The organism is Bosea beijingensis (assembly GCF_030758975.1).
GTDB lineage: Bacteria > Pseudomonadota > Alphaproteobacteria > Rhizobiales > Beijerinckiaceae > Allobosea > Allobosea beijingensis.
Map to the genome: position 1 here is coordinate 5,020,277 of NZ_CP132359.1, position 22,903 is coordinate 5,043,179.

A 22,903-nucleotide genomic window follows, 5' to 3' on the forward strand; every position below is an offset into this window, starting at 1 on the left:
AGTTCCAGGCGCCCTTCCAGGACGGCTTCCCCCATTTCCTGCACCGAGAAGACAACCGAGGTTGCCGTTCTCGGATTGATCATACTCGTGGTTGGGCTGCTCATCGCTCCCAGCGCTCATCATCGAATTGCTGAAGACGGCGAGGCCAGTCACCAGTTCATACGATTTCTCACCCGTGTATCCCTATCCACCCTGCCGATCTTCGCCATCGCGATCGGGCTCGATCTGGGCATCGCGGGAATGCGGATCGGCGGCGTTGCCGCCGGGATCGCCGGCGCCTTCCTCGGCGTTGTGTTGCCGCTGGCAATCTGGTTCGGGCCGCTGCTCTTTCACCATCCGCACGAGGATGAAGACATGTCGACCTCCGACAAGAAAACCCCTATCGACGCCAAGATCGACTATGTCTTGACGGAAGCTCGGGTCGTCCTCCCGGGAGCCCAAGCGCTCCTCGGATTTCAGCTCGCGATCGTCCTCACTAACGGCTTCCAGCAGTTGTCGTCGAACTTAAAGATGACACACGGCGCTGGCCCTGGCCTTGATTGCACTCTCAACGGCACTCCTGATTGCACCCGCCGCGTACCACCGCCTGGTATATGCCGGTCACAACGAGCCGGAATTCCACCGGCTGGCAAGCCGTCTGCTTCTGATCGCAACCGTGTTTCTTGCGCTGGGCCTCGCTACTGATACCTACCTTGTGGTTTCCAAGATCGCCGATGAGGCATGGCTAGCGATATCGAGCGCTGTCGTGGTGGCCGCTGTCCTCCTCGGCCTTTGGCATCTTTGGCCTTGGTTGCGTCGCGGATCGGCCTGAGCCGCGAGTCGCGCCACCGCCAAAAGTGGCGGCACAAGCCGCAAGCGTCGCTGCCGCGATCTCAGACGGCGTGTTTCGCGACGGCGGCGAGATCTAGGCAATGCGGGCTCTTGGCGTGCGCCATCGCTTGACGCGCTTCGCGTGGGGACTGTCGTTCTCTGTGAGCGGCCTCGTGGTCGGTCGCGAACGGGTCGAACGCTGTACCAAAGCAAATGGAACACGACCTTACTCCGTCCGTTCGATCTCGAAAGAAGACGGTCACTCCCGCCCGTCCAAGAAATTTAGGTCAGGGTCAGGTTGGCCTACCCTCTCAGGCGACTAGAGTCTGGTTGGCGAGCCAGCACCTCTTGGGCATCGAGGGCAAAGCGAACTTGACCAAAGACGGATCGTTCACGCGTTTCGCGTAATGGAAAGGCGAAGATGAGGGAGAGGTTGCGAGAACTCGGACCCTCGCGGAACTGCCTCAGAGCACCGCTTCGGGTCTCGGGGCTCGAAGGGTCGCATTCGTGGCAGACGCTCGGGGACTTGGGACCGCACGGGCGATTGAACTGCAGGCGGCGATCCTGAGCTGAGCACCACATGAAGCGCACCGTAACGCAGCTCGCCGAGTGGCCTCTTCCATCATCCGTCACCCTGGGGTCCTCCGTTCGCGCCAAGGGGATCGAACGCGAAATCAAGCGTCGACTACCTTGGGCATGGAGGAAATGCCTCAAGGTCGAAGCCGGCAAGGTGACACTCGATGCGTCGGGCCCCGACGCGGCGGAATTCGACGCGTTGTCGGCGATCGTCCGTGACGCGTTGGGCGGTATCGCCGCGTTGCCTGTCCTCCCGAGCGAAGCCGAGGATATTCTCGCCATCTCGTCTCGCGAGCGCCACAAATGGCTCAACGACGGTCGCCTTCAGAGTGTAGGGACCAAAACGGTCAAGCTGCGCGGCCGCGCCAAGGCCGTTACCTTCCATGTATTCGAGCCTCGCTTCATTGAGCATGTCCTTGATTCCGGACTGACAGAGATCTGGCGGGAAGAGGATATCGCCGCTGCAGCTGAGAACAGGCGGCGTGCCGCGGGAAAGGCGGCGCAGACCCGCGCGGGCAAACGGTCTGGCAAACCGCGGAAGGCCGTTAGCAGCCTGAACGATGAAGTCCCGCCGGACCTAGCCGGCTGGGATGAATTCGATGCTGAGGGACTGCTTCGCTAGCGCTCCAGTGGCGGCGCGAAGAGCGACGGCGATCACACGTCGAATGAGCTGCCAGCTCGCGGTTTCAATCAGCCAAAGGTGTTTCCGGTTGATTTCCTTGGGCGGCACATGTCGAGCGAACGGTTCGCTGACCGCTCCGGCTCCCTCCCGTCAGTTCTGGTTGCTCCGTTCCCCTCGAGGCTTTTGGCGTCGCGCCATAGCTTCTCCTTGGTCGGCTCCTCTGGGAAGCCGGCCTTTTTTAGCCTGTGCTTCTCCCTCAACGAACTCTTCTTCAAGCGGTTCGTTAAGCGAACTGGAACGTGAGGGACGAAGAAGTGATACTCAGGCGTTGGGCATCCAGCATCCGAACCCAGGACCGCGACGCCTATGTCGCATACGTCCAGGCTACAGGCGGCGACGACTACAAAAGAACGCCCGGCAGCCTGGGCTTCCAAATGCTGCTTCGGGATATTCCGGACGGAACCACCGAGATTCAAACGCTCAGCTGGTGGGAATCCGAGGAGGCTATCAGAGCATTCTCTGGCGAGGACTATAAGACGGCCCGCTACTATCCCGATGACGACCGCTTTCTGCTCTCCAAGCCGGAATTCGTGACGCATTTCGAGGTGGTAGTCGACGCTCGCCATGACGGATAGGTCCACCTGTCCCACCACATCGGACGGCAGATATTTTTTGGTTGGAGGCCGGCTCTGGCGCGCGACCAATCCAGCGCTTCCGGAGGAGCGCCGACATCAACTTGTCGCCGAGCTCATGGATGCTCGGCGAGCTGTCAAAGATGCCAAGCGCGGCAAAGGCGATTTGGAAGCCGCTCGCTCGCGTGTCGACTCCGCCAAGGTGAAGCTCGGTGAACGCGGGCCTGTTTGGTGGACTGATGGCGCGCCGGACTTCAATCGCCATCTCGTAAAGAACACGCCCTATGCCGAGTGGGCTTTGCAATTGGAGACGCTGCACAGGCGACAAAGGTGAACCGATCCACCTAAAAAAAACGAGACATGCAGCAGGCTGTCGTCGCCGTATCTCCCGGGTTGCAACTAACGGCGCCCGCTTCTCCCTGCTGAGGGCGACAGGATCTAGCGAGGTGAAACCTTTTGCTCGCTAGACGCGTTCCGATCCGCCAACTGCGGAGCCAGTTATGTTCCACCCCGCGTTCGATTATCCATCGTCATTCGGAACTGGGGCTCACGGCCCCTACTGGGCACCAAATGAGGGTGGCTTTAGCGGCCTTTCTGCCGAGTGACGAGCCTGACGCAATGTTAGCTCGGGAAATGGGCCGATCAACCGGCTACGTCCGCTGGTGCTTGAACAGCGACGCTATTGTACCTGCCTGTCTCCTGGCAGCAGCATTGCGGCTCACGGCCCGACGCCTATAGATCGGTCGGATTAAATAACGCCTTCAATAAGCCCGAGGCTTTGCGCTTCATTCGCTTCGATATACCAGTTTTCTGGTGCAAGCTTCAGCACCTGCTCCATGGTCACCGATGATCCTGCGATGAGGTTTTCGAAACCTTCGTTCTGAATCTGGATCGAATGCTCGATCTCGTTGAGCTTGGCTTTCAAATTGGCAATGCACGCCGTCAGCGGGCCATCCAGCATCACGCTCGCCTGCAGTTTCCGCTCGTGGATCATAAGCCGGGTGCCGCGTGTAAGGTATCGGTTTGGCCGGGCGAAGAAACTCATGAAGGTCGCACCCGCGGAGTAGATGGCAGCCTTTCCGAGCAAGACGAAGCGCCGGTTCGGCTCCTGCTCACTGTGGAATCGGATATCCTCTCCCATCATGCGCGCAACCTCGGGGTCGCCGCCCAGGGTGCTGAGTTCGATTACGACCAATCCTTCCAATGGCGAGGTCATAAGTCGGTCGCGAAAGAACGCGTACATGACGTTATCCACGGTCCCCGCCAGCAGGATCGGCGGGTTCAAGAAATCACGCGGCTGCAACGGCCGGAAAAGATCGGACTGGGCATCATTCGAGTTCGATGGCAGGCTCATGGTTCAACCTTGGCTGTATGAATGCGAGCAAACTCGACGCTCCGCTTGGCGGTTCCATGCGCCTGAGTAACCCTCCGATGACGGGCATGTGTGCAAGCCAAAAAGCCGAACAAGCAGTTGCACCGGCCCGCATCGGGCCCCTAGGGCAGATTAGCTGGGAGGGGGCAGTTGCGAGGCAGGCTGTCCGCGCTGCAATCCGGGCTGCAACCCGGCCATCAAACGACTTGAGGCTACTCGAATCTCGCGGAGTTCGCCTGCTTCGACCGAGCCCTCGGCAGCACCGAAAGCTCTTCGAAGCGCTTTAGCGCTTGGGCGAGATCCTCGAATGTGCTCATCGTGCACATCGAGCACAACGGGCTAAAGCGCTCCGTCGCGATCGACCTCAGCCTGCGCAAGAAGCTGCCCTGCTGCCGTCAGTATCGCTTCTGGAGGAACCATCTCCTCTTGGAGATGCCATTCGACGTAATCGCGAGGACAACCGGAGCAATCCATCAGCATCGCTATCCAGTCGCGACCGGGGAAAGCCGCATTCATGCGAAGCGCGAGCTCACGACCATTCGTGATCGGTTCGGAGGGATCCATTCAATGCTCCTAGCGGCGCCAATTCACTGAAGAACTTCATTCATGCCGCTACCGTTCCGAAGATGTACGCCGCCCCTTCAGTGTCGCGCCGAAAACACTGCGGAGGGGTTGGCGGCAGTCCCCCTTTCGTCGGCGACCTCAGTGAATTTGCTGGTGCTCCATTTGCTCTAAGTTCGCGCGGTCGAGCAGACCTTCGAGTTGAGCGAGCTGCTGGGGAGCCAGGACTAGCTGCACACGTTGGCCGCCGGCGCAATGCATAGCGATGACAGCCCCATCCGCTCCGTCCGGGCTGACAACAAGCTTGGTGATTTCAAGAACCTCGAAACTATGCGTCCTCTCCGTCATGACCCTCCCTTCCGTCGTCCGGCCGTTCAAGCGACACGGATCGAGCTGCGTCGGGACGCAAGCGGTTTTCATGGCCCCATTGGTCGACGCAGCCCTGGACGATGCCGGCACCGGGCTTGGTCAAAAGAAGGCGAGCCGAGCCGTCATCGACGATCCACTCGTCGCCGTCGCGGCGAATCTCGATTGCCGTGCTCATTGCTTCGATCCGCCCGCGAGCGTCGACCGGCGAAGCTCGGTCTCAACCGCATCTGAAGAAGCGCCAACCTCGCGCACAGCGGCCTCAAGCTGAGCTTTCGAAACCCCGAACCTATCGGTCCAAAAGCGAACCTCGTAGTCCTCGCTCAGATTGATCCGCGACCGGTCCTGAGGACCTCGATTTGTCTTGTCGTCTGCCATCTGTCTCTCCCGTCTCACACTTCAATCGACAGGAGCGCGTCGAGTTCCGAGGTGCCTTCCTCGCTGACCATGGTCGACGATCGTTACAAAACCGGAGGACACGGAACTAGGCTAACCGGCGCCGGTTGACTGTGCGAACGACTGAAGGTTCGAGGAATAACTCGCCATGAAAACCGGTGCGCCTATGGATCCTTATCCGCACCGTTGCTCGTCGCGCCCCCCCCGAATTTACTACTTGCATCCGTGGCTAGAAAACTTCGCTTCGTGGCCGGCCACCGTTGATCGCGCGTCTGCGCTGGGTTTTACGCACCTTCTGCTCGGGTGGCCTTTTGGGTCCGAGACCGATCTTTTTGGAACCCGGCAATTGGATGTGGCTGGAGGTGTACAAGTCCAGGAAGCACTGCAGCGGTTGGCTAGACAGTGCGCCACCCGAGGGATGCGTCTTTGGATAGACCTCTCACTAGATCGCATCGCTGGTGGCGGCAAACTCGCTTCCTGTGCCCCCGAATTGTACCGGCAGGCCGAGCGCCAATTTCTAGATCCAAGGACGATCAACACGTCCGAGCAGCTCTTCGCGGTGACTCATCCAGATTTTGCGCATTTTTGGCAAAGGGCGCTCGGGGACTGGCAGTCGCTTGGGGTCTCCGGGGTGCGCTGCCACAATGCCTCGGCCATCCCGCTTGAAGTCTGGGACGGAATTCTTAGCGGCGCGAAGGTCAACGACCCGTGCTTCCAGTCGTTCGGGTGGCTTCCTGAAGCCTCTTGGCAAGCGAAGGCCGACGCTTGTCGCGTCTTCGATTTCGTACCGTCTTCGACGTCTTGGTGGACCGGTACGGAAACCTGGCTCTTCGACGAGTACAATGCGATCGCGGGCAACGGCCGTTTGATCGGGTTTCCCGCCGACCCTTTCGCCAGTCGGCTGCCTGCCCGGGGCGGCGCCGTCGATGACGCGAGACAAAGTGCAAGGCGAGTGGCGGACGCGGCGCTGCTTGCTGACGGATGGCTCTTACCGATGGGCTACGAGTACGGCATGGATGCCTCTTTCGCAGCCGCGAAAAGCGAGGACTACTCGATCGCCCGAGCGCAACCGTTGAACGTGGAAGCCTCGATCCAATCGGTGAATGAGCAGGCGGAGGCGTTCGGCGAGAACGGGACGACAAATCGTTCGATGCGCCCGCTCTCGTTGGACTCAAGGTCGACCATCATCCTTCGTCGTTTTGGGAAGGTCGCCAGTCTGGTCGAGATAAACCGCGACCTAGTGGAGTACGTTGCCTCCCGATCGTCTCAGTACATCGCGAGACTTTCCGTTTCATCGTGGACCGAGCGGGAGATCGATGCGATCGCGCCGGCGTCGGGCCGTGTCACAGTTTTGAGACCGCCCGCGTCCGCAAAGCCAGACATGGTACCCCTTCCGGATCGGAACGATCTCGTCTCGGGGCGCATCGCTATCGAAAACGTGGCGCCCGTCGCCGACGAGGGAAGGTTCCCGGTGAAGCGTAGTGCCGGGGACCTCGTCGCAGTCTCGGCGGACATATTCGGCGACGGTCACGACGTCATCGAGGTCGAGCTGCTTTGGCGCCCCCCGGGGAGAGCCGAATGGGAGCGCCGCCCGATGCGGCATCTTTCGAACGACCGATGGCAGGCGACATCCCCGATCCTCGTCATGGGGCGGCACGCGTTTGCGGTCGAGGCATGGTGGAGCGAGTTCGGTACGTTTCGGCGCGACTTCGCCAAGAAGCGCGACGCGGGGCTGGATCTTGCGCTGGAAATCCACGAGGGGCGACTTCTTCTCGAAAAATTCGCTCGCTCAACCGCATCCGACGCGCGGGGGGTGATCGAGAGGCACGTCAACTGTCTGGGCCCTGACCAGGATGAATGCATTGACGTCCTCCTATCAGACGACCTTGCCCATGCCATGGCCGCGGCGGATCCTAGGCCCCATGCGACGGGGAGCAGCCAGATCTACGAGATCGAGGCCGACCGCGAAGGCGCTACCTTCGCGAGCTGGTATGAGTTGTTTCCTCGATCGATCACGGATAGCGCCGCCCGCCACGGGACGTTTCAAGACGTCATCGGCCGGCTGCCGGCCATCCGGAACATGGGCTTCGACGTACTGTACTTCCCGCCCATCCATCCTATTGGGCGAACGAACCGCAAGGGTCGAAACAACACGTTGACGCCGGGTCCGGACGATCCGGGAAGCCCTTACGCGATCGGTTCGGCGGAAGGCGGCCACGACGCGATCCATCCACTGCTCGGCACTCTCGAAGATTTCGAACGACTGATTGAGGAAGCGGCGGCTCACGGTCTTGAGATCGCGCTCGACTTCGCCATCCAGTGCTCCCCCGACCATCCGTGGCTACGCGACCATCCGGACTGGTTTAACTGGCGCCCGGACGGTTCGATGCGGTACGCCGAGAACCCGCCGAAGAAGTATCAGGATATCGTCAACGTCGACTTCTATGCCTCCGGCGCGATCCCCGACCTTTGGCTCGCCTTGCGTGATGCGGTTCAATTCTGGGTCGATCGTGGCGTACGCATCTTTCGCGTCGACAACCCCCACACTAAGCCTTTCCCGTTCTGGCAATGGTTGATCGCGGACATCCGGGCTCGTGATCCGCGGGTTCTGTTCCTCGCCGAGGCCTTCACCCGGCCCAAGGTGATGTATCGACTGGGCAAGGTCGGCTTCTCCCAGTCGTACACCTACTTCACGTGGCGGAACACAAAGGCCGAACTCACGGAGTATCTCACCGAACTCAACGAGGCGCCGGCGCGCGATGTCTACCGTCCCCATTTCTTCGTCAACACCCCCGACATCAATCCCGTCTTCCTGCATACATCGGGACGGCCGGGTTTCCTCATCCGAGCCGTGCTCGCGGCGACGCTGTCGGGTCTCTGGGGCGTCTATTCGGGCTTCGAGCTCTGCGAGAGTGCGCCGATCCCCGGCAAGGAAGAATATCTCGACAGTGAGAAATACGAGATCAAGCCGCGCGACTGGCAAAGTCCGGGCAACATCATCGCGGAAATCACCGCCCTCAACCGGATCAGGCGCAACCATCCTGCGCTGCAAAGCCATCTCGGCCTGACCTTCTACAACGCCTTCAACGACGACGTCCTGTACTTTGGTAAGCGGGCCGGGGAGGCCGACGCGATCATCCTCGTCGCGGTCAATCTCGATCCACACAACGCCCGATTGGCACAAATCGAAGTGCCGCTCTGGGAATTCGGCCTACCCGATAACGCGTCGGTTTCCGTGGAGGATCTGATGCAGGGGCATCGTTTCGCGTGGCAGGGAAAAAACCAGCCGATCCATCTTGATCCGCATGTCTCGCCCTTTGCGATCTGGCGCATCTCGCCGTTTACGGGAGATGTTCAGTGAACGCGCCCCTCCCTTCGGAACAGCCGTCCGAACGCTCCGCTACGCATCAACCGCATGACCGAGACCCGCAATGGTACAAGGACGCGATCATCTACCAGCTCCACGTAAAGTCGTTCTTTGATGGAAACGGAGACGGTATCGGGGATTTCGCCGGCCTTCTTTCCAAGCTGGACTATATCGTCAGCCTCGGCGTCAACGTGCTGTGGCTGCTCCCGTTCTACCCTTCGCCTCGCCTCGACGACGGTTACGACATTTCGGCCTACAAGGCGGTGCACCCCGACTACGGTACGGTCGCCGACGTCAAGCGTTTCATCAGGGCCGCCCATGAGCGGGGCTTGAGGGTCGTCACCGAGCTCGTCATCAACCACACCTCCGACCAGCACCCATGGTTCCAGCGGGCGCGGCTGTCCAAACCCGGATCTGCTCATCGGAACTTCTATGTCTGGTCGGACAACGACCAGCTCTATTCGGGCACACGCATCATCTTCCTCGATACCGAGCGCTCGAACTGGACGTGGGATGCCACAGCAGGCGCGTATTACTGGCATCGCTTCTACTCCCACCAGCCCGACCTGAACTTCGACAATCCCGCGGTGCTGAAGGCTGTGCTCGGCGTCATGCATTTCTGGCTTGAGATGGGCGTCGATGGTCTGCGGCTCGATGCGATCCCCTACCTCATCGAACGGGACGGGACGTCGAACGAAAACCTCCCGGAGACCCACGCGGTCCTGAAGAAAATTCGCGCAGAACTCGACCGGACCTACTCGGACCGGATGCTGCTCGCCGAAGCCAACATGTGGCCGGAGGATACCCAAGCCTATTTCGGCGAGGGCGACGAATGCCACATGGCGTTCCACTTTCCCCTGATGCCGCGCATGTACATGGCGATCGCGCAGGAGGACCGCTTCCCGATCACCGACATCATGCGCCAGACGCCGGACATTCCCGAAAGCTGCCAATGGGCGATCTTCCTTCGCAACCATGATGAGCTGACGCTTGAGATGGTCACGGACAAGGAGCGTGACTACCTCTGGAACACCTATGCCACCGACCGACGCGCCCGGATAAACCTCGGCATCCGCCGCAGACTCGCGCCGCTGCTGGAGCGTGACCGCCGTCGCATCGAGTTGATGAACAGCCTGCTGCTTTCGATGCCCGGCACGCCTGTGATCTATTACGGCGACGAGATCGGCATGGGCGACAACATTTTCCTTGGTGACCGCGACGGCGTACGCACGCCGATGCAGTGGTCGCCCGATCGCAACGGCGGTTTTTCGAAAGCGGACCCGGCGAGTCTCGTCCTCCCTCCCATCATGGATCCGCTCTACGGCTTCGATGCCGTCAACGTCGAGGCCCAGACGCGCGACGTCCATTCCCTGCTCAACTGGACGCGTCGTATCCTGGCGGTGCGCAAGGAGCACAAGGCCTTCGGGCGCGGGACGCTGCGATTCCTCTATCCGATGAACCGCAAAGCCTTCGCCTATTTGCGCGAATATGACGGCGAGACAATCCTGTGCGTCGCGAACCTCTCGCGGTCAGCGCAGGCTTTCGAACTCGACCTCGCAGAATTCGCGGGTCGCTATCCCGTCGAAATGCTGGGCAACGCGATCTTCCCGGCCATCGGCCAGCTCACCTACCTGCTAACCCTCCCGCCGTATGGCTTCTATTGGTTCGTGCTGGCCAAGGACGCGCAGGCCCCTTCGTGGCACACCCAGGCTCCGGAACCCATGCCGGACTATCTGACGTTCGTGCTTCGCGGGGGCCCCGACGAGATGATCACCCCGCAGTACCGTCGGGAATTCGAGACCAACATCCTGCCCCCCTATCTGGTCAAGCGTCGCTGGTTCGCGGCCAAGGACCAGAAACTGGAAAGCGCGTCCATCGCCTACACCGCCCGGTTGGGCGCGGGACGCGAGATCGCGCTGGTCGCGATCGAGGCCGTGAATGGGAAGGGCAGCGAGCGATACCTGCTTCCCATCGGCATCGGCTGGGACGACGAAGTCGCGACCGCTCTCCCCCAACAGCTCGCCCTGGCGCGCGTCCGGCGCGGGCGCCGCACCGGTTTCCTGACCGATGCGTTCACCCTCCCTGGCTTCATCCAGGAGCTTCTTTCGCTGCTGAAGCACGGCTCGTCGGTGAGGACGAGTGCGGGCGAGATCGTCTTCCGGCCGACGGACCGCTTCGACGAAATCGCCCTGTTGCCCGAGGATCCGATCCGCTGGCTTTCCGCCGAGCAATCCAATTCGTCGGTGATCGTCGATCACAAGCTGATGCTGAAGCTGTTCCGGCGGCTGGCGCCGGGTCGCCATCCCGAGGCGGAAATGTCGCGCGCGCTGACCGAGCGCGGCTTCCCGAACGCCCCGACGCTGCTGGGCGAGATCGTGCATCGCCCCTCGGAAGGGGAAGAGGAGTCGATAGTCGTCGTCCAGGCCTACATTCCGGGCGAAGGCGACGCCTGGGAATGGACGGCGTCCTTGATCCATCGCGTCCTGGATGAGATGTCCCGCGAGGACGCCGACCTGGGAGAGCTTCTGACCCCTTACGAGGCCTTCGCGCGGACCTTAGGGCAGCGCCTCGGCGAAATGCACGTCGTGTTGGCGCAGCCGAGCGAGGACGAAGCTTTCAGCCCTGTCCGCGCTGATGCCGACCAGGTCTCGCGTTGGCTGGATCGCGTAAGCGGTCGGGTGGAAGCGGCGTGTGACAACCTCGCACTTCGCCTTGACTCCCTGCCGGAGCCTGACCGCGCCTTGGCGGAAACCGTCTTGGCGGCGCGCGACGACCTGCTCGCGTTCGTGGAGAGATCCTGCGAGGTCGGCGCGGGTGCGCTGCTCCATCGCGTGCACGGTGATTTTCATCTCGGCCAGGTCCTCGTGTCGAGCGGGGACGTGATGATCATCGATTTCGAGGGCGAGCCGGCGCAGCCCCTGGCCGAGCGACGGGCGAAGGACAGCGGCTGGCGCGACGTGGCCGGCATCCTGCGCTCGCTAGATTACGCCTTGGCGGCTGGGCGCCGCCAAGGTGCCGCCTCAGGGCAGGACGAGCGGTACGAGCGGATGTCTTCGGCCTTTCGCGAGGCGATGCCGGCCGCATTGCTGCAGGCTTATCGCGAGGCGGTCTCCGGCCCGTTGTCGGAGGGGGAGCATGAGCTGCTTGATCTCTTCATGATCGAAAAGGCCGCGTACGAAATCACTTACGAGGCCGCCAACCGCCCTGATTGGCTTGCGGTGCCTCTTGCTGGGCTGACGTCGCTCATCGAACGCCTGCGGGAAACGCTAGGACGCGCAGCCATAGAGACTGGAAATCAGGATGAATGAGGCATCGGTCGATCGCGTCCCCTCGCTCGACGGCGCGACCGCGGGAGCTTTGCAGAGCGGGCGACTGCAAGATCCCTTCGCCATCCTCGGCCCCCATCAAGGCCCCCGGGGACGCTTTCTGCGTGTCTTCGTTCCGGGTGCGAACTCGGTCGCGGTCGAAACAGGAGCGGGAACGGTTCGGTTGCGCGCCGCGGAGCCGGTCGGCCTGTTCGTCGGCGATATCGAGGCCGGATCGTACCGGCTGAGGATATCCTGGCCGGGCGGCGAGCAGGTCACCGAGGACCCGTACGGGTTCGGTCCCCTGCTCGGCGACCTTGATCTCCATCTCATCGGCGAGGGTCGCCATTTCGAGCTGGCGCGGGCGCTTGGCGCCAATCTCGACGAGCGGGACGGGGTGCCAGGTGTCCGCTTCGCCGTCTGGGCGCCGAATGCCGCTCGCGTATCGGTCGTTGGACAATTCAACGCCTGGGACGGGCGTCGACATATGATGCGTCGTCGTGGCGAAAGCGGGGTTTGGGAGCTGTTCGTACCGCGCCTCACTCATGGGGAGCTTTACAAATACGAGATCGTCGACCGGGACAGCCGGCTTTTGCCCCAAAAGGCCGACCCCGTCGCGCGCGCAGCCGAATTGCCCCCCGGCACCGCGTCCATCATCCCCCGCAACCCGTCGCATGTATGGAGCGACAGTGCCTGGATGGCGCAGCGCGGGGAGCGGCAGGCCGTGTCGGCCCCCATCTCGGTCTACGAACTCCACGCCGGTTCCTGGGTCCGCGACGCGGATGGCGGGATGCTCGACTGGCGAGGCCTAGCAGACAGGCTCGTGCCCTACGCCAAGGCGATGGGCTTCACGCATGTGGAATTGTTGCCCATCGCTGAGCATCCCTTCTCAGGCTCTTGGGGCTACCAGCCCCTGGGCCAGTTCGCCCCGACGCGACGCTTCGGCGAACCGGAGGATTTCGCGATCTTCGTCGATGCCTGTCATGCCGAGGGCATCGGCGTGATCGTCGACTGGGTCCCGGCGCACTTCCCCTCGGACGCCCACGGCCTCGCCCGCTTCGACGGCACTGCGCTCTACGAACACGAGGATCCGCGCGAGGGGTTCCACAAGGACTGGAACACGCTGATCTACAATTTCGGCCGGCGGGAAGTCGCGAATTTCTTGATCGCCAGCGCCCTCTACTGGCTCGAACATTTCCATGTCGACGGCCTGCGGGTCGATGCGGTGGCATCCATGCTCTACCGCGACTATAGCCGCCAGCCCGGCGAGTGGGTGCCCAACAGATACGGAGGCCGGGAAAACCTCGAGGCGGTCGACTTCCTCCGGCACCTCAACGCCGTGATCACCGAGCGCCAGCCTGGTGCGATCGTCATCGCCGAGGAATCGACCGCCTGGCCTGGCGTGACGCGGGCTATCTCCGAAGGCGGTCTTGGATTCGCGTTCAAATGGAACATGGGCTGGATGCACGATACGCTCCATTACGTGGAGCGCGATCCGATTCATCGGCGTCATCACCACCACGAGATGACCTTCGGCCTTGTCTACGCCTTTTCCGAACGCTTCGTGCTGCCCCTATCCCATGACGAGGTGGTCCACGGAAAAGGCTCGCTGCTCGACAAAATGCCTGGTGACGACTGGCAGAGATTCGCAGGGCTTCGGGCGTATCTGTCATTCATGTGGACCCATCCCGGCAAGAAGTTGCTGTTCATGGGGGGCGAGATCGCGCAGCGCCGGGAATGGAACCATGATGGCGAGATCGATTGGGATCTTCTGGCCGATCTGCGCCATCGCGGCGTCCAGAGGCTCGTCGCGGACCTCAACCGGATTTATCGGGAGCTTCCGGCTTTGCATGCGAACGACGCGGAGCCGGCCGGTTTCCGATGGGCGGTGCAGGACGATTCCGAGAACAGCGTCTACGCTTTCATCCGCAGCGTGCCGGGCAGCCGCTCTGTCCTCGTCGCGATCAACATGACGCCTCTCCCCCGCCGGCATTATCGCATCGGAACGCCCCATGGCGGCCGTTGGCGAGAGGTTCTCAACAGCGACGCCGGGGAGTATGGCGGGTCCGGGGTCGGGAACGGCGGAAACATCGACGCCCAGGACATTCCGTTCGGGGGCGAAGTAGCCTCCATGGAACTCGTCCTGCCGCCGCTGGCCGCGGTCATTCTCGTTCACGACGCCGGCGAGTGATCGACGCCGATCCAAGGGCCAAGGGACCGATTACCCGCTGCGGAGAACTGCGACCGGCAACTCGCCCAGGGCATCGCCAAGTGTAGCACCCTGGCAGTCGAACTTTCGCTCGTTGCCTGAGAGCACATCTCGCCATGAGCCTGCGAGCGTCGGCAGCGTCGTGCTCAGTTGCGCACGATGTGCGTGAGCTTCATCGGACCGACCGCCGCCGAGCCGTGTCACGATGGCGACCAGGCGCTGCGGCCCGAGGCGGCGCTCGAATGCCAGAACTGAGCTCTCCGCGTGCCCCTCGATGACCAGCGGGCGGTACACTCCCTCAGCGTAAAGACGGGGTACCTCACGTCTGTCCATCAATAGCGCTTGCACGATGTGTTGCTTCACGCGGCCGTCCCGCCAGGTGGCCATCAGGTCCCCGACGCCGCGGGGCTCGGCGATTGGGCTTTGCGCATTGGCATAGTCGACGGGACGGCGATTGTCGGGATCGACGAGCGACAAATCCCAGAACTCAGTCCCCTGGTACAAATCGGGCACGCCGGGCAGCGTCAGCTTGAGAACGGTGCGAGCGAGGCTCTTCACCATCCCGCGCGCCGCCATGTCCTGAGCCAGGGAGCGAAAACGTCGTAGGAACTCGCTTCCCGGCATCAAGGCCGCGCCGATCAACCCCTTGGCCGCATCCTCGTATTCCGCCCGCGGATTGGTCCAGCTTGTATGGCGCTTCGCCTCCCGAAGGGCCTTTTCGGCCCACCCTTGCATCCGCTCCCGGAAACCATTGAGTTCATCCGGAGCATCTCGATCGAGGAGTTCCATGGGCCAGGCCGCCAGCATCTGCTGCAGGATCAGGTGCCGATCGTTCGAGTCGGGGCGGCCAGTGGCCCCCAGTTGCGTGCTGAGCGACTGCCACTCCCTCGCCGCCTGTGCCCATTCGGATGGCATCTCACTCAGCGCCAGCAAGCGCGCCCGCGCGTCCTCGCCCCGCTTGGTATCGTGGGTCGAGGTGGCAATCATCGCATTCGGCCAGGATTGCTGGCGTTCCACATTGGCGGCGTGAAACGCTTCTATGGACAAGCCAAAGGCGCCGGGTTCGCCGCCGACCTCGTTCAGCGCGATAAGCGGGCCATGGCGATAGAAGAGCGTGTCCTCGACGCTCTTGGCGGTCACCGGCCCGGTCAGCTGCTGGAAGCGACGTCTGAACCGGCCGATCTGTTCTGCGAGGAGACTGTCCGCTTCGGCCTGACGATCGCCGAGGAGCGTCTCGGCGATGAAAGCGTGAACGGTATGGTCTGGCAGTGCGCTCTGGGCGACCGATGCGGCGACGGTTTCCTCAATTAACGCCCTGTCCTCGGACGTCGCTTTCTCCGCGACATAGCTGCGATAGACCGGGAACTCGACGATGATCTCCGTGAGCGCGCGGCGCATGGCGTTGACTGTGTAGTCCCGCGTGCGCCTGTCGCCCGCCGCGATCCGCGCGAGGTCGGAGACGACGACTTCGAGCTCGCTCGCGAAGCTGCCTTCTAGGACCTCGCGCTTTGCCCGCCGCAGGGCTTCATCGTATCCCTCCTGGGGGCCGCCTGCCTGCGCATAGGCCGCCTCGATAGCCGCAGCGGCGGAGCGATCGAGCAGGACGCCGTCGAGCTGATTGAGCGCGTCGTAGCCGGTTGTGCCCGACATCGGCCAGCTCCGTAGCCTTTCGTCATGGCCGAGTATCTTCTCGGCAACGACATAGAAACCCGGTCCCGCCCGCGCCTGCAGGGCGCGAAGGTAGCCCTCGGGATCAGCCAGCCCATCGATATGGTCGATGCGCAGTCCTTGCACGCGGCCGGCCTCGACGAGGTCGAGGATCAGGCCGTGCGTCCTGTCGAAGACGACAGGGTCTTCGACGCGAACGCCGGCCAACGTATTGATGTCGAAGAAGCGTCGGTAGTTGATGTCGCTCGCAGCGACCCGCCAATAGGCCAGTCGATAGCTCTGCATCTCCAGCAGCCGATGCAGCGTGTCGAAGGTTTCCGGGATGCCTCGCGTGCCGTTGATGAGGTCCACAGCTCGCGCGGCTGCCTGGCCGAAGGCTTCCGATGCGGTGAACGCTGCGGATAGCCGGCATTTCAGAGCTTCGCCCTCGTCGATCAGCGATTGCGGCGGCACCGCCGCTCCGGCCTCGGCGAGAACTCTCAGCCGCGCCGAAATCGCCAGAACCTCGCGGAAGGACGGTTCCGCGGCATCGACTACCATGAGGATGCGGTCGAGGAGCATCGGATAGGTAAGCGGGTTAACGGGAAAGCGATGCTCGAAATGAAGTATGCTGAAGGCGCCCTGCTCGGCGTCGAAGGTCAGCCTGAGTTCGCCTTCCTCCAAAGCTTCGCCATATCGTTTCGCAAGGAACGGCAGGAGCAGCTTTCCGTCAGCTCCCAGCCTGTCCCAGTCGATGTCGAAGGCGATGGCGTGCGGGGAGAGCCGGCCCCACTCGATCACGGATAGCCACCACGCATTGTCCTCGCCGCCGATCCCCATGTGGTTGGGAACGATATCGAGCAGCAGACCGAGGCCATGGCTCTTCAGCGCGTCGGAGAAGCGTAGGAAGCCGTCCATACCCCCGAGCTCCGGGTTAATCTCGGCGTGGTCGACGATGTCGTACCCATGTGTCGAGCCAGGCCGGGCCTTCTGGATCGGGGACGCATAGATATGGCTGATCCCCAGCCGATCCAGATAGGGCAGGATCGGCAACGCATCGTCGAAGGTGAATCCGGCATGGAACTGAAGGCGGTATGTGGCCCGCGGGGGCGGCGCCGCCAGCGCCATTCCGCCATGTCGCCGGCCGCTGCGGCCTTCGTCGGCAAGCAGCGCGCCCATCCGAGCCAGGTTGCCGCCTGGCGCGACAAGCTCCCGCACGTCGAGCGAGAGCTTGCGTTGCCAGTTTGGATGCCCCGTGCTCGGACCGGGGAGATTGGCCTGGTTGAGTTCGCCGGCCGCGTCCTCCAGCTGGATTCCCGTGAGGGCCGACCGGGCGCGCCCGAGATAGACGGTTGCAGCTTCCACAGGAGGATCGACCGGCGGGTCGCCCGCCGGGAGCAGGGACTGGGAGACGAGCGCCTCGGTCAGCCTCGCGCGGTCCAAGACACGCTCCTCTTGCGCCCTTTCCGCTTCCGAAGCCGACACGCGCCCGGTGGCGTGTCTCATGTCGAGGTCGAGACCGCGCCACCAACCCCTGAACGTGGGCAGATCGTGGGTCGTCAGAACAGCCAGCGCGCGTTCGGGATAAGCCTCCGGCGGCTTGAAGCGTCCGCTGGCTTCGCGTTCGAATGGCAGGACGCGATAGCTGTAGAGGCCCGATGCCATAATAGCGTCGGAAAAGCCCTCTGGGCTGGTCCCGAGATCCTCCGCGATCACCATGCAGCGCGCCCGGTGGCTCTCAAGCCTGAGAACCGCTAGCAGCGCCTCGAACGGCATCGAGACGTAAGCGCCGTCGGTGGCCGGGGCGCCTTGCGGGACGAGATAGAGCCGCCGCAGCTGGAAGGCGTGGTCGATGCGGATCGCGCCCGCATGGCGCATGTTTGCGGCCACCATCTCGCGGAACGCCGACAGACCTGTCCGCTCCATCTCCAGCGGATCGAACGGCGGCAGGCCCCAATTCTGCCCATCTGGACCGAGCAGATCGGGCGGTGCACCGATCGACAGCCCCGTCGCGAAATGTGTGGGGTTCGACCAGATATCCGAGCCGGCGGGGTCGACGCCGACGGCAAGGTCGCGGAACAGTCCGATTCCCATCCCCGCTTTCCGGGCCGCATGGTGGGCCGCGCCGAGCTGGTGGTCCGCCTGCCATTGCAGCCAGGCATGAAAAGCGATCCTGTCGCTCTGCGAAGCCGCGAACTGCTTGACGGCTTCGCTTTCGGCGTGGCGGAAGGCGTCGGGCCATTCGCCGACCCAAGACGCCCCGGCAGCAGCAAAATGCTCCGACAGCGCCTCGAAGGTCGCATGCATCATAAGGCTCTGTCCGGCAGCGGCTCGGAACTCTGCAAAGTCGCGATGATCATCGCCGCGCGACACGTCCCAAACCGCTTCCAGCAGCGGCAGCTTGGCCCTCCAAATGCCGGCACGGTCAACGAGCACCGCCTCGCGCAACGCGGCGATCGAGGCCTGCGGCTCGGCCTCCTCCAGCAGCGCCGGCGCCCCGCTTTCGGCAAACCTGGGGAGTTGGGTCGGATCCAGAAGTTGTGCGTCGAGGAAACGTCGCGAGGACGGGGCGTAAGGAGAGATTTTCGTTAGGTCCGCGGTGAACAACGCATGGACGGGATTCAACCCCAGAAAATCGGCGCCCAGTTCTGCCGCACCCACCGCCAGGTCCGAGAGGTCGCCGTAGCCGCCAATCCCGAAATTGTCCGGTGAGCGGAGCGAATAAACCTGCGCCGTCACACCCCATCGCCTCGCCCCGTGTGTCACCGATGCGGGCTCGTAGCATCGCGGCGGCGCGCTGATGAGCATGCTCTCGTGCGCGGTGGCACCCGGAGCGACACGCAATTGCCAGTAGCCGGAAGACAGCGCCGGCAGGACCAGATGCCGGCCGGAGCGATCCGATTGGATGCGCCCCCTGCCCTCGCGCGCGCCGCCGGTTTCGTCCGTCAGCACGAAATCGATGGCATCTGGCACCTGCGGGCCAAACCACGGCACCCGTGCGATTAGGCCCGTGCTCACCACGCAAAACGGCGACAGGGGTGACGCCCGGCGTTGCTCGAGGCGGGCCAGGGCTTCGCGCGCTTGCGCTTCCGTATCGACTTCGATGCCGAGACCATGCAACACCGCCCGACGCACCTCTGATGGAGTCTCGACACGAGCGCCCGCTGCGTCGATGTAGGATGTAGCGATGCCGGCCAGATCAGCCAGTTTAGCGACCGCGTCGTCGTGCGAGCTCATGACAGCCTCGCCAGCATCACCCCGGTCCAGGGCATCAGTCTGCTCGACCGCGGATTATGCGCGTTTTCGTCCGGCCAGATCGGATGTTCGTCCTGCGCGACACCATATGTGAAAGATTCGCTTCCGAAGTTGGCGATAAACCGCAGACTGCCGCCGGCAAAACGCCAGGTTACTTCCAGCACATCCGGTGTAGGCCTAGACCATCGCGCACCCCGGAAAGTGCTCTTTGTCAACGGCACGACCGTCTCGCGGCGAATGCGCAGAAGGTCGTGCGTCTGGGCTAGCACTTCGCTATGGGGCGGGCGGCTGGCCTCGCTCCAGTCGAGCGAAGAGACCAGGAGGGTATCGGATGCCGTCGGGTCAGGAATGCGCTCCTGCGCCGCCTCGTCTTTGAAGCGGCCGAAGCTTCCGAACTCGCGCCGGCGCCCCTCTCGGACAGCCTTGGAAAGCTCCTCGTCCGGAAAATCCACAAAGTACTGGAAAGGAGTGCTCGCTGCCCACTCCTCGCCCATGAAGAGCAGCGGGATCTGCGGGCTAAGCAGCAAACAGGCGCGTGCCAGCGCCAGCTTGCTTGGATCGGCGAGATGGCTAAGCCGCTCTCCGAAGGCCCGGTTGCCGATCTGGTCATGGTTCTGGAGAAACGCGACAAAGGCCGACGGAGGGAGGTGGGTGGAGGGCTCGCCGCGCGGCTTGCCCTCATGGGTCGACATCTCGCCCTGATAGGCGAACCCTTCCGCGAGGCAGCGTCCAAGATGACCGATCGGATCGCCGTAATCGGCATAATATCCGTCGTCCTCGTCGGTCAGCAGGCGATGCCAAGCGTGGTGCACGTCGTCGGCCCACTGCGCGGTGTGCAGGCTCGGCACCTCCCCGGCGCGGCCGAGCCATCTGGCCCCGTTATCGGCGTTCTCCAGGATGAGATGGACCTGCCGCTGGCCTGACGCCGACCGTATCCTCTCCGCAAGTTCGGCGATAAAATGCCGGCTGCTGTCGTCCGCGATGGCATGCACGGCGTCGAAGCGGAGGCCATCGAAATGATACTCCTCCAGCCAGTAGAGCGCGTTGTGGACGAAGAAGTCGCGCACGGTCTCTGCGCCGGGGCCGTCATAGTTGATGCCGGCGCCCCAAAGCGTCTGGTGCCTGTCCGTAAAGAATGCGCCAGCATAGGCCGGCAGGTAGTTTCCGGACGGTCCGAAGTGGTTGTAGACGACGTCGAGGATCATCATGAGCCCTAGACCATGGGCCCGATCCACCAGTGCCTTGAGATCGTCCGGCGTTCCGTAGGCGTGATCCGGTGCGTAATGGAGCACGCCGTCGTACCCCCAGTTCCGCTTGCCCGGGAAATCCGCGAGCGGCATCAGCTCGATCGCGGTGAACCCGAGGTCGCGCAACAGTTCAAGCTTGTCGGAAAACGCGGCGAAGGTTCCTTCGGGCGTGACACTGCCCATATGAGCTTCGTAGATCACCGCCTCTTCCCAGGCGCGTCCTTTCCACTCGCCGTCCGCCCAGGCGTAGGCCTCCGGATCGACTACCAGGCTCGGTCCCTCGACATCTTCGGGCTGGAACCGCGAGGCTGGGTCGGGCACGAGCAAATCCTCCCCCACGCGAAATCTATATCGCTGGCCTGCCGCAGCACCTTGGAGGATGTGCCGATGCCACCCACCTTCGGCCTCCTCCATGTCGAACTCGCCCTGCGGGGTCCAAAGGCGCACCTTGGGAGCGGACGGCGCCCAAACGCGGAATTCTACTCCGTTTCGCAGAGTGCGGGGTCCGAAGGGCATTTTGTGAGATCGGCGCATGTCGTGTCCCGGGTCGTAGGCGACCGGTCAACGGTTTCAGCAACAATGAGTTTCCATGGCTTTCCAAAAATGCGTAACCGCACAGTTCGGAACCTTGAGGACGCGACATGGTTGGCCGAGGGCTAAGGTCAGTCTCCGGCCTGGAAACAGTTGTGACACCATCATGAGCAGGCGAGCAGCGGCTTTTGTCGTGAGTTGGGCGGATCAGACCGTTCAGGAAACTGAACTCGCGTTCACCGCGGTGAGCGCATCGGATTTGGCGCGGAGGTGCATTGCGGCTGCGCTTCACCAAGGTATCGCTCCGGAAGAAGTCGAGGCGGAATTCCCCTCCCTGACCGACTTCTTTGCGAACGCGTTGCAGGCCGAAGCCGACCGGCAGGGAAAAGACCGCGCGTTCGACGATCCCTGAGGGTTGATCTTCAAGTGTGCGAAGTCACTCGCGTCACATGACCCATTTTGCGGCCGGGGCGAGCTTCGGTCTTTCCATAAAGATGGAGATAGGCGCCTGCCTGCGCTAACACGTCGCGCCAACTTGCGACGTCGTCGCCCACGAGGTTCCTCATCTCGATCTCACCGCGCCGGGCCGTGGAGCCCATAGGAAGGCCGCAAATCGCGCGTACGTGCTGGTGGAACTGAGACGTCTCCGCGCCTTCGATCGTCCAATGGCCGGAGTTGTGAACTCGCGGCGCGATCTCGTTCACGACGACCCGGTCGCCATTATCGTCTCGAACGATGAAGACCTCCACGGTGACCACGCCCACGTACTTAAGTTCGGCGGCCACGAGCCGGGCGGCGTTCGTCGCTTGAACCGACGCGCCGGCAGAGATTCGCGCGGGAACACGCGTTACGTCGAGAATATGATTTGCATGTTCGTTCTCGCAAACGTCGAAAATGGATGTCGTCCCGTCTAACGCGCGCGCCGCTATCACCGAAGCCTCGACGCTGAAGGAAACGAAACCCTCCAGAATAGCTGGGGACTGTCCGATGGCTGCAAAGGCGGGAAGGACCTCCTCCGGGGACGAAATCTTGATTTGGCCCTTTCCGTCGTAGCCGAACCGGCGGGTTTTGAGGATCGCCGGCAAGCCCAAGTCAGAGACGGCGTTCGAAAGATCTTCGACCGAGTCGACTTTTCGGTAGGGGGCAACGGCAAGGCCAAGCGAAACGAGAAAGTCCTTTTCCAGCAAACGATCCTGGGTGATCGCCAATGCCCGTGAGCCGGGGCGGAGCATTCCTCGGTCTTCGAAGAATCGCGCAGTCGCCGCGGGAACGTTCTCGAACTCGTAGGTAACGACGTCGACGTCCTTGGCGAACGATGCCAACGCGGTTTCGTCTTCGTAGGCACCCACAACCGTCCGCGCTGCGACCTGGGATGCTGGACTATCCGCCTCCGGGGTGAAAACGTGGCAAGGGATGCCGTAATCAGCCGCTGCCTGGGCGATCATCCGGGCGAGTTGTCCCCCGCCTAGAATGCCGATGACCCTGGGGCTTTCCCGCTTGTCCAACATCACGAACTTCTAGCCCTGTCCTGTCGAGGCAGAGACACACGACCGCGGTGGGCGGGGCAGTCCCCGACGCTAGCCTAAGGCAAGGCCTGATAGCGCATCTTGATCTCGCCTGCCTAGAACGCGGTGGTCGACACGGTCAAGCCGCGGAATTGCAACCGCGGCCAGTACGTTGGCCGGAGCGATCGCACCGCGGCTTGATCACAGAGCGACTGCCGTTAGGATTTCGATGGAAGACTGCGGACGCCCTCGACGTCACAGCGGCATTTCGCTCGGAGCCGCGGTCGCGTTCGCGCGTTAGACTTTGAGCGGCGACGGTCCGGCGAGAGATCGAACCGACCGGAGCATCGGACGAGGCTATTTCTGAGAAGGCCGTGGCGCTTGTAGGTCTGTCGGGGATTTCGGAGCATCCCTTGGGTTGACCTCGCCCGACTGCATTTCGCGCTGCCTTTGGGCGTGGTTTAAATTGAAGCCAATGAATATCGCTACAACGTCGGTTAGC

16 protein-coding genes are annotated in these 22,903 nt (G+C 62.7%); 8 read left to right on the forward strand and 8 right to left on the reverse strand.

Annotated features, from left to right (window positions below):
• The first annotated feature begins 87 nt into the window (after window positions 1-87).
• The 4 genes from Q9235_RS24120 (at window position 88) to Q9235_RS24130 (ending at window position 2,643) form a co-directional block, all read left to right on the forward strand.
• Window positions 88-684 (forward strand): hypothetical protein, encoded by a 597-nt coding sequence (locus Q9235_RS24120; RefSeq protein ID WP_306224336.1) that lies wholly within the window; start codon window positions 88-90, stop codon window positions 682-684.
• Entirely contained in the window at window positions 587-811 is a 225-nt protein-coding gene (locus tag Q9235_RS26925) for a hypothetical protein (RefSeq protein ID WP_422678400.1), read from the forward strand. The genes Q9235_RS24120 and Q9235_RS26925 overlap by 98 nt, the downstream gene beginning before the upstream one ends.
• Before the next feature lie 579 nt (window positions 812-1,390).
• Window positions 1,391-2,008 carry a hypothetical protein gene (locus Q9235_RS24125; protein WP_306224337.1) on the forward strand — a complete coding sequence of 206 codons (618 nt, stop codon included), beginning with the start codon at window positions 1,391-1,393 and terminating at the stop codon, window positions 2,006-2,008.
• Between the two features lie 299 nt (window positions 2,009-2,307).
• Window positions 2,308-2,643, forward strand: a complete 336-nt coding sequence (locus tag Q9235_RS24130) for an antibiotic biosynthesis monooxygenase family protein (RefSeq protein ID WP_306224338.1) — start codon at window positions 2,308-2,310, stop codon at window positions 2,641-2,643.
• A 745-nt stretch (window positions 2,644-3,388) separates the two neighbouring features.
• Here the strand turns inward: Q9235_RS24130 and Q9235_RS24135 are convergent.
• From Q9235_RS24135 to Q9235_RS24155, 5 genes are all read right to left on the reverse strand, one after another.
• On the reverse strand, window positions 3,389-3,994 hold the full coding sequence (locus Q9235_RS24135; protein ID WP_306224339.1) for a Clp protease/crotonase-like domain-containing protein: 606 nt from the start codon (window positions 3,992-3,994) through the stop codon (window positions 3,389-3,391).
• A gap of 357 nt (window positions 3,995-4,351) precedes the next feature.
• On the reverse strand, window positions 4,352-4,576 hold the full coding sequence (locus Q9235_RS24140; RefSeq protein WP_306224340.1) for a hypothetical protein: 225 nt from the start codon (window positions 4,574-4,576) through the stop codon (window positions 4,352-4,354).
• Between the two features lie 138 nt (window positions 4,577-4,714).
• On the reverse strand, window positions 4,715-4,921 hold the full coding sequence (locus Q9235_RS24145) for a hypothetical protein (protein ID WP_306224341.1): 207 nt from the start codon (window positions 4,919-4,921) through the stop codon (window positions 4,715-4,717).
• Window positions 4,902-5,117: a hypothetical protein gene (locus tag Q9235_RS24150; protein ID WP_306224342.1), complete on the reverse strand. Its 216-nt coding sequence runs from the start codon at window positions 5,115-5,117 to the stop codon at window positions 4,902-4,904. The genes Q9235_RS24145 and Q9235_RS24150 overlap by 20 nt, the downstream gene beginning before the upstream one ends.
• Entirely contained in the window at window positions 5,114-5,317 is a 204-nt protein-coding gene (locus Q9235_RS24155; RefSeq protein WP_306224343.1) for a DUF3606 domain-containing protein, read from the reverse strand. The genes Q9235_RS24150 and Q9235_RS24155 overlap by 4 nt, the downstream gene beginning before the upstream one ends.
• 166 nt (window positions 5,318-5,483) lie before the next feature.
• On the opposite strand from Q9235_RS24155, the gene Q9235_RS24160 reads away from it, so the two are divergent.
• The 3 genes from Q9235_RS24160 (at window position 5,484) to glgB (ending at window position 14,198) form a co-directional block, all read left to right on the forward strand.
• The gene (locus tag Q9235_RS24160; protein WP_306224344.1) at window positions 5,484-8,696 is read left to right on the forward strand and encodes a maltotransferase domain-containing protein; all 3,213 of its coding nucleotides are present in this window, start codon (window positions 5,484-5,486) and stop codon (window positions 8,694-8,696) included.
• Window positions 8,697-8,782: 86 nt separating this feature from the next.
• Complete coding sequence (gene treS / locus Q9235_RS24165; protein ID WP_422678401.1) at window positions 8,783-12,010, forward strand: maltose alpha-D-glucosyltransferase; 3,228 nt, start codon at window positions 8,783-8,785, stop codon at window positions 12,008-12,010.
• Window positions 12,003-14,198, forward strand: coding sequence for a 1,4-alpha-glucan branching protein GlgB (gene glgB, locus Q9235_RS24170; protein ID WP_306224346.1), 2,196 nt, complete (start codon window positions 12,003-12,005; stop codon window positions 14,196-14,198). Before treS ends, glgB begins: the two co-directional genes overlap by 8 nt.
• A 30-nt stretch (window positions 14,199-14,228) precedes the next feature.
• On the opposite strand, the gene treY is transcribed toward glgB, so the two are convergent.
• Both treY and treZ read right to left on the reverse strand, forming a co-directional pair.
• On the reverse strand, window positions 14,229-19,100 hold the full coding sequence (gene treY, locus Q9235_RS24175; RefSeq protein ID WP_306224347.1) for a malto-oligosyltrehalose synthase: 4,872 nt from the start codon (window positions 19,098-19,100) through the stop codon (window positions 14,229-14,231).
• The gene (gene treZ / locus Q9235_RS24180) at window positions 19,097-20,899 is read right to left on the reverse strand and encodes a malto-oligosyltrehalose trehalohydrolase (protein ID WP_306224348.1); all 1,803 of its coding nucleotides are present in this window, start codon (window positions 20,897-20,899) and stop codon (window positions 19,097-19,099) included. The genes treY and treZ overlap by 4 nt, the downstream gene beginning before the upstream one ends.
• Before the next feature lie 163 nt (window positions 20,900-21,062).
• On the opposite strand from treZ, the gene Q9235_RS24185 reads away from it, so the two are divergent.
• On the forward strand, window positions 21,063-21,308 hold the full coding sequence (locus Q9235_RS24185; protein ID WP_306224349.1) for a hypothetical protein: 246 nt from the start codon (window positions 21,063-21,065) through the stop codon (window positions 21,306-21,308).
• Between the two features lie 10 nt (window positions 21,309-21,318).
• Here Q9235_RS24185 and Q9235_RS24190 read toward each other — a convergent pair whose 3' ends face one another.
• Window positions 21,319-22,404, reverse strand: coding sequence for a 5-(carboxyamino)imidazole ribonucleotide synthase (locus Q9235_RS24190; protein ID WP_306224350.1), 1,086 nt, complete (start codon window positions 22,402-22,404; stop codon window positions 21,319-21,321).
• Between the last annotated feature and the right edge of the window lie 499 nt (window positions 22,405-22,903).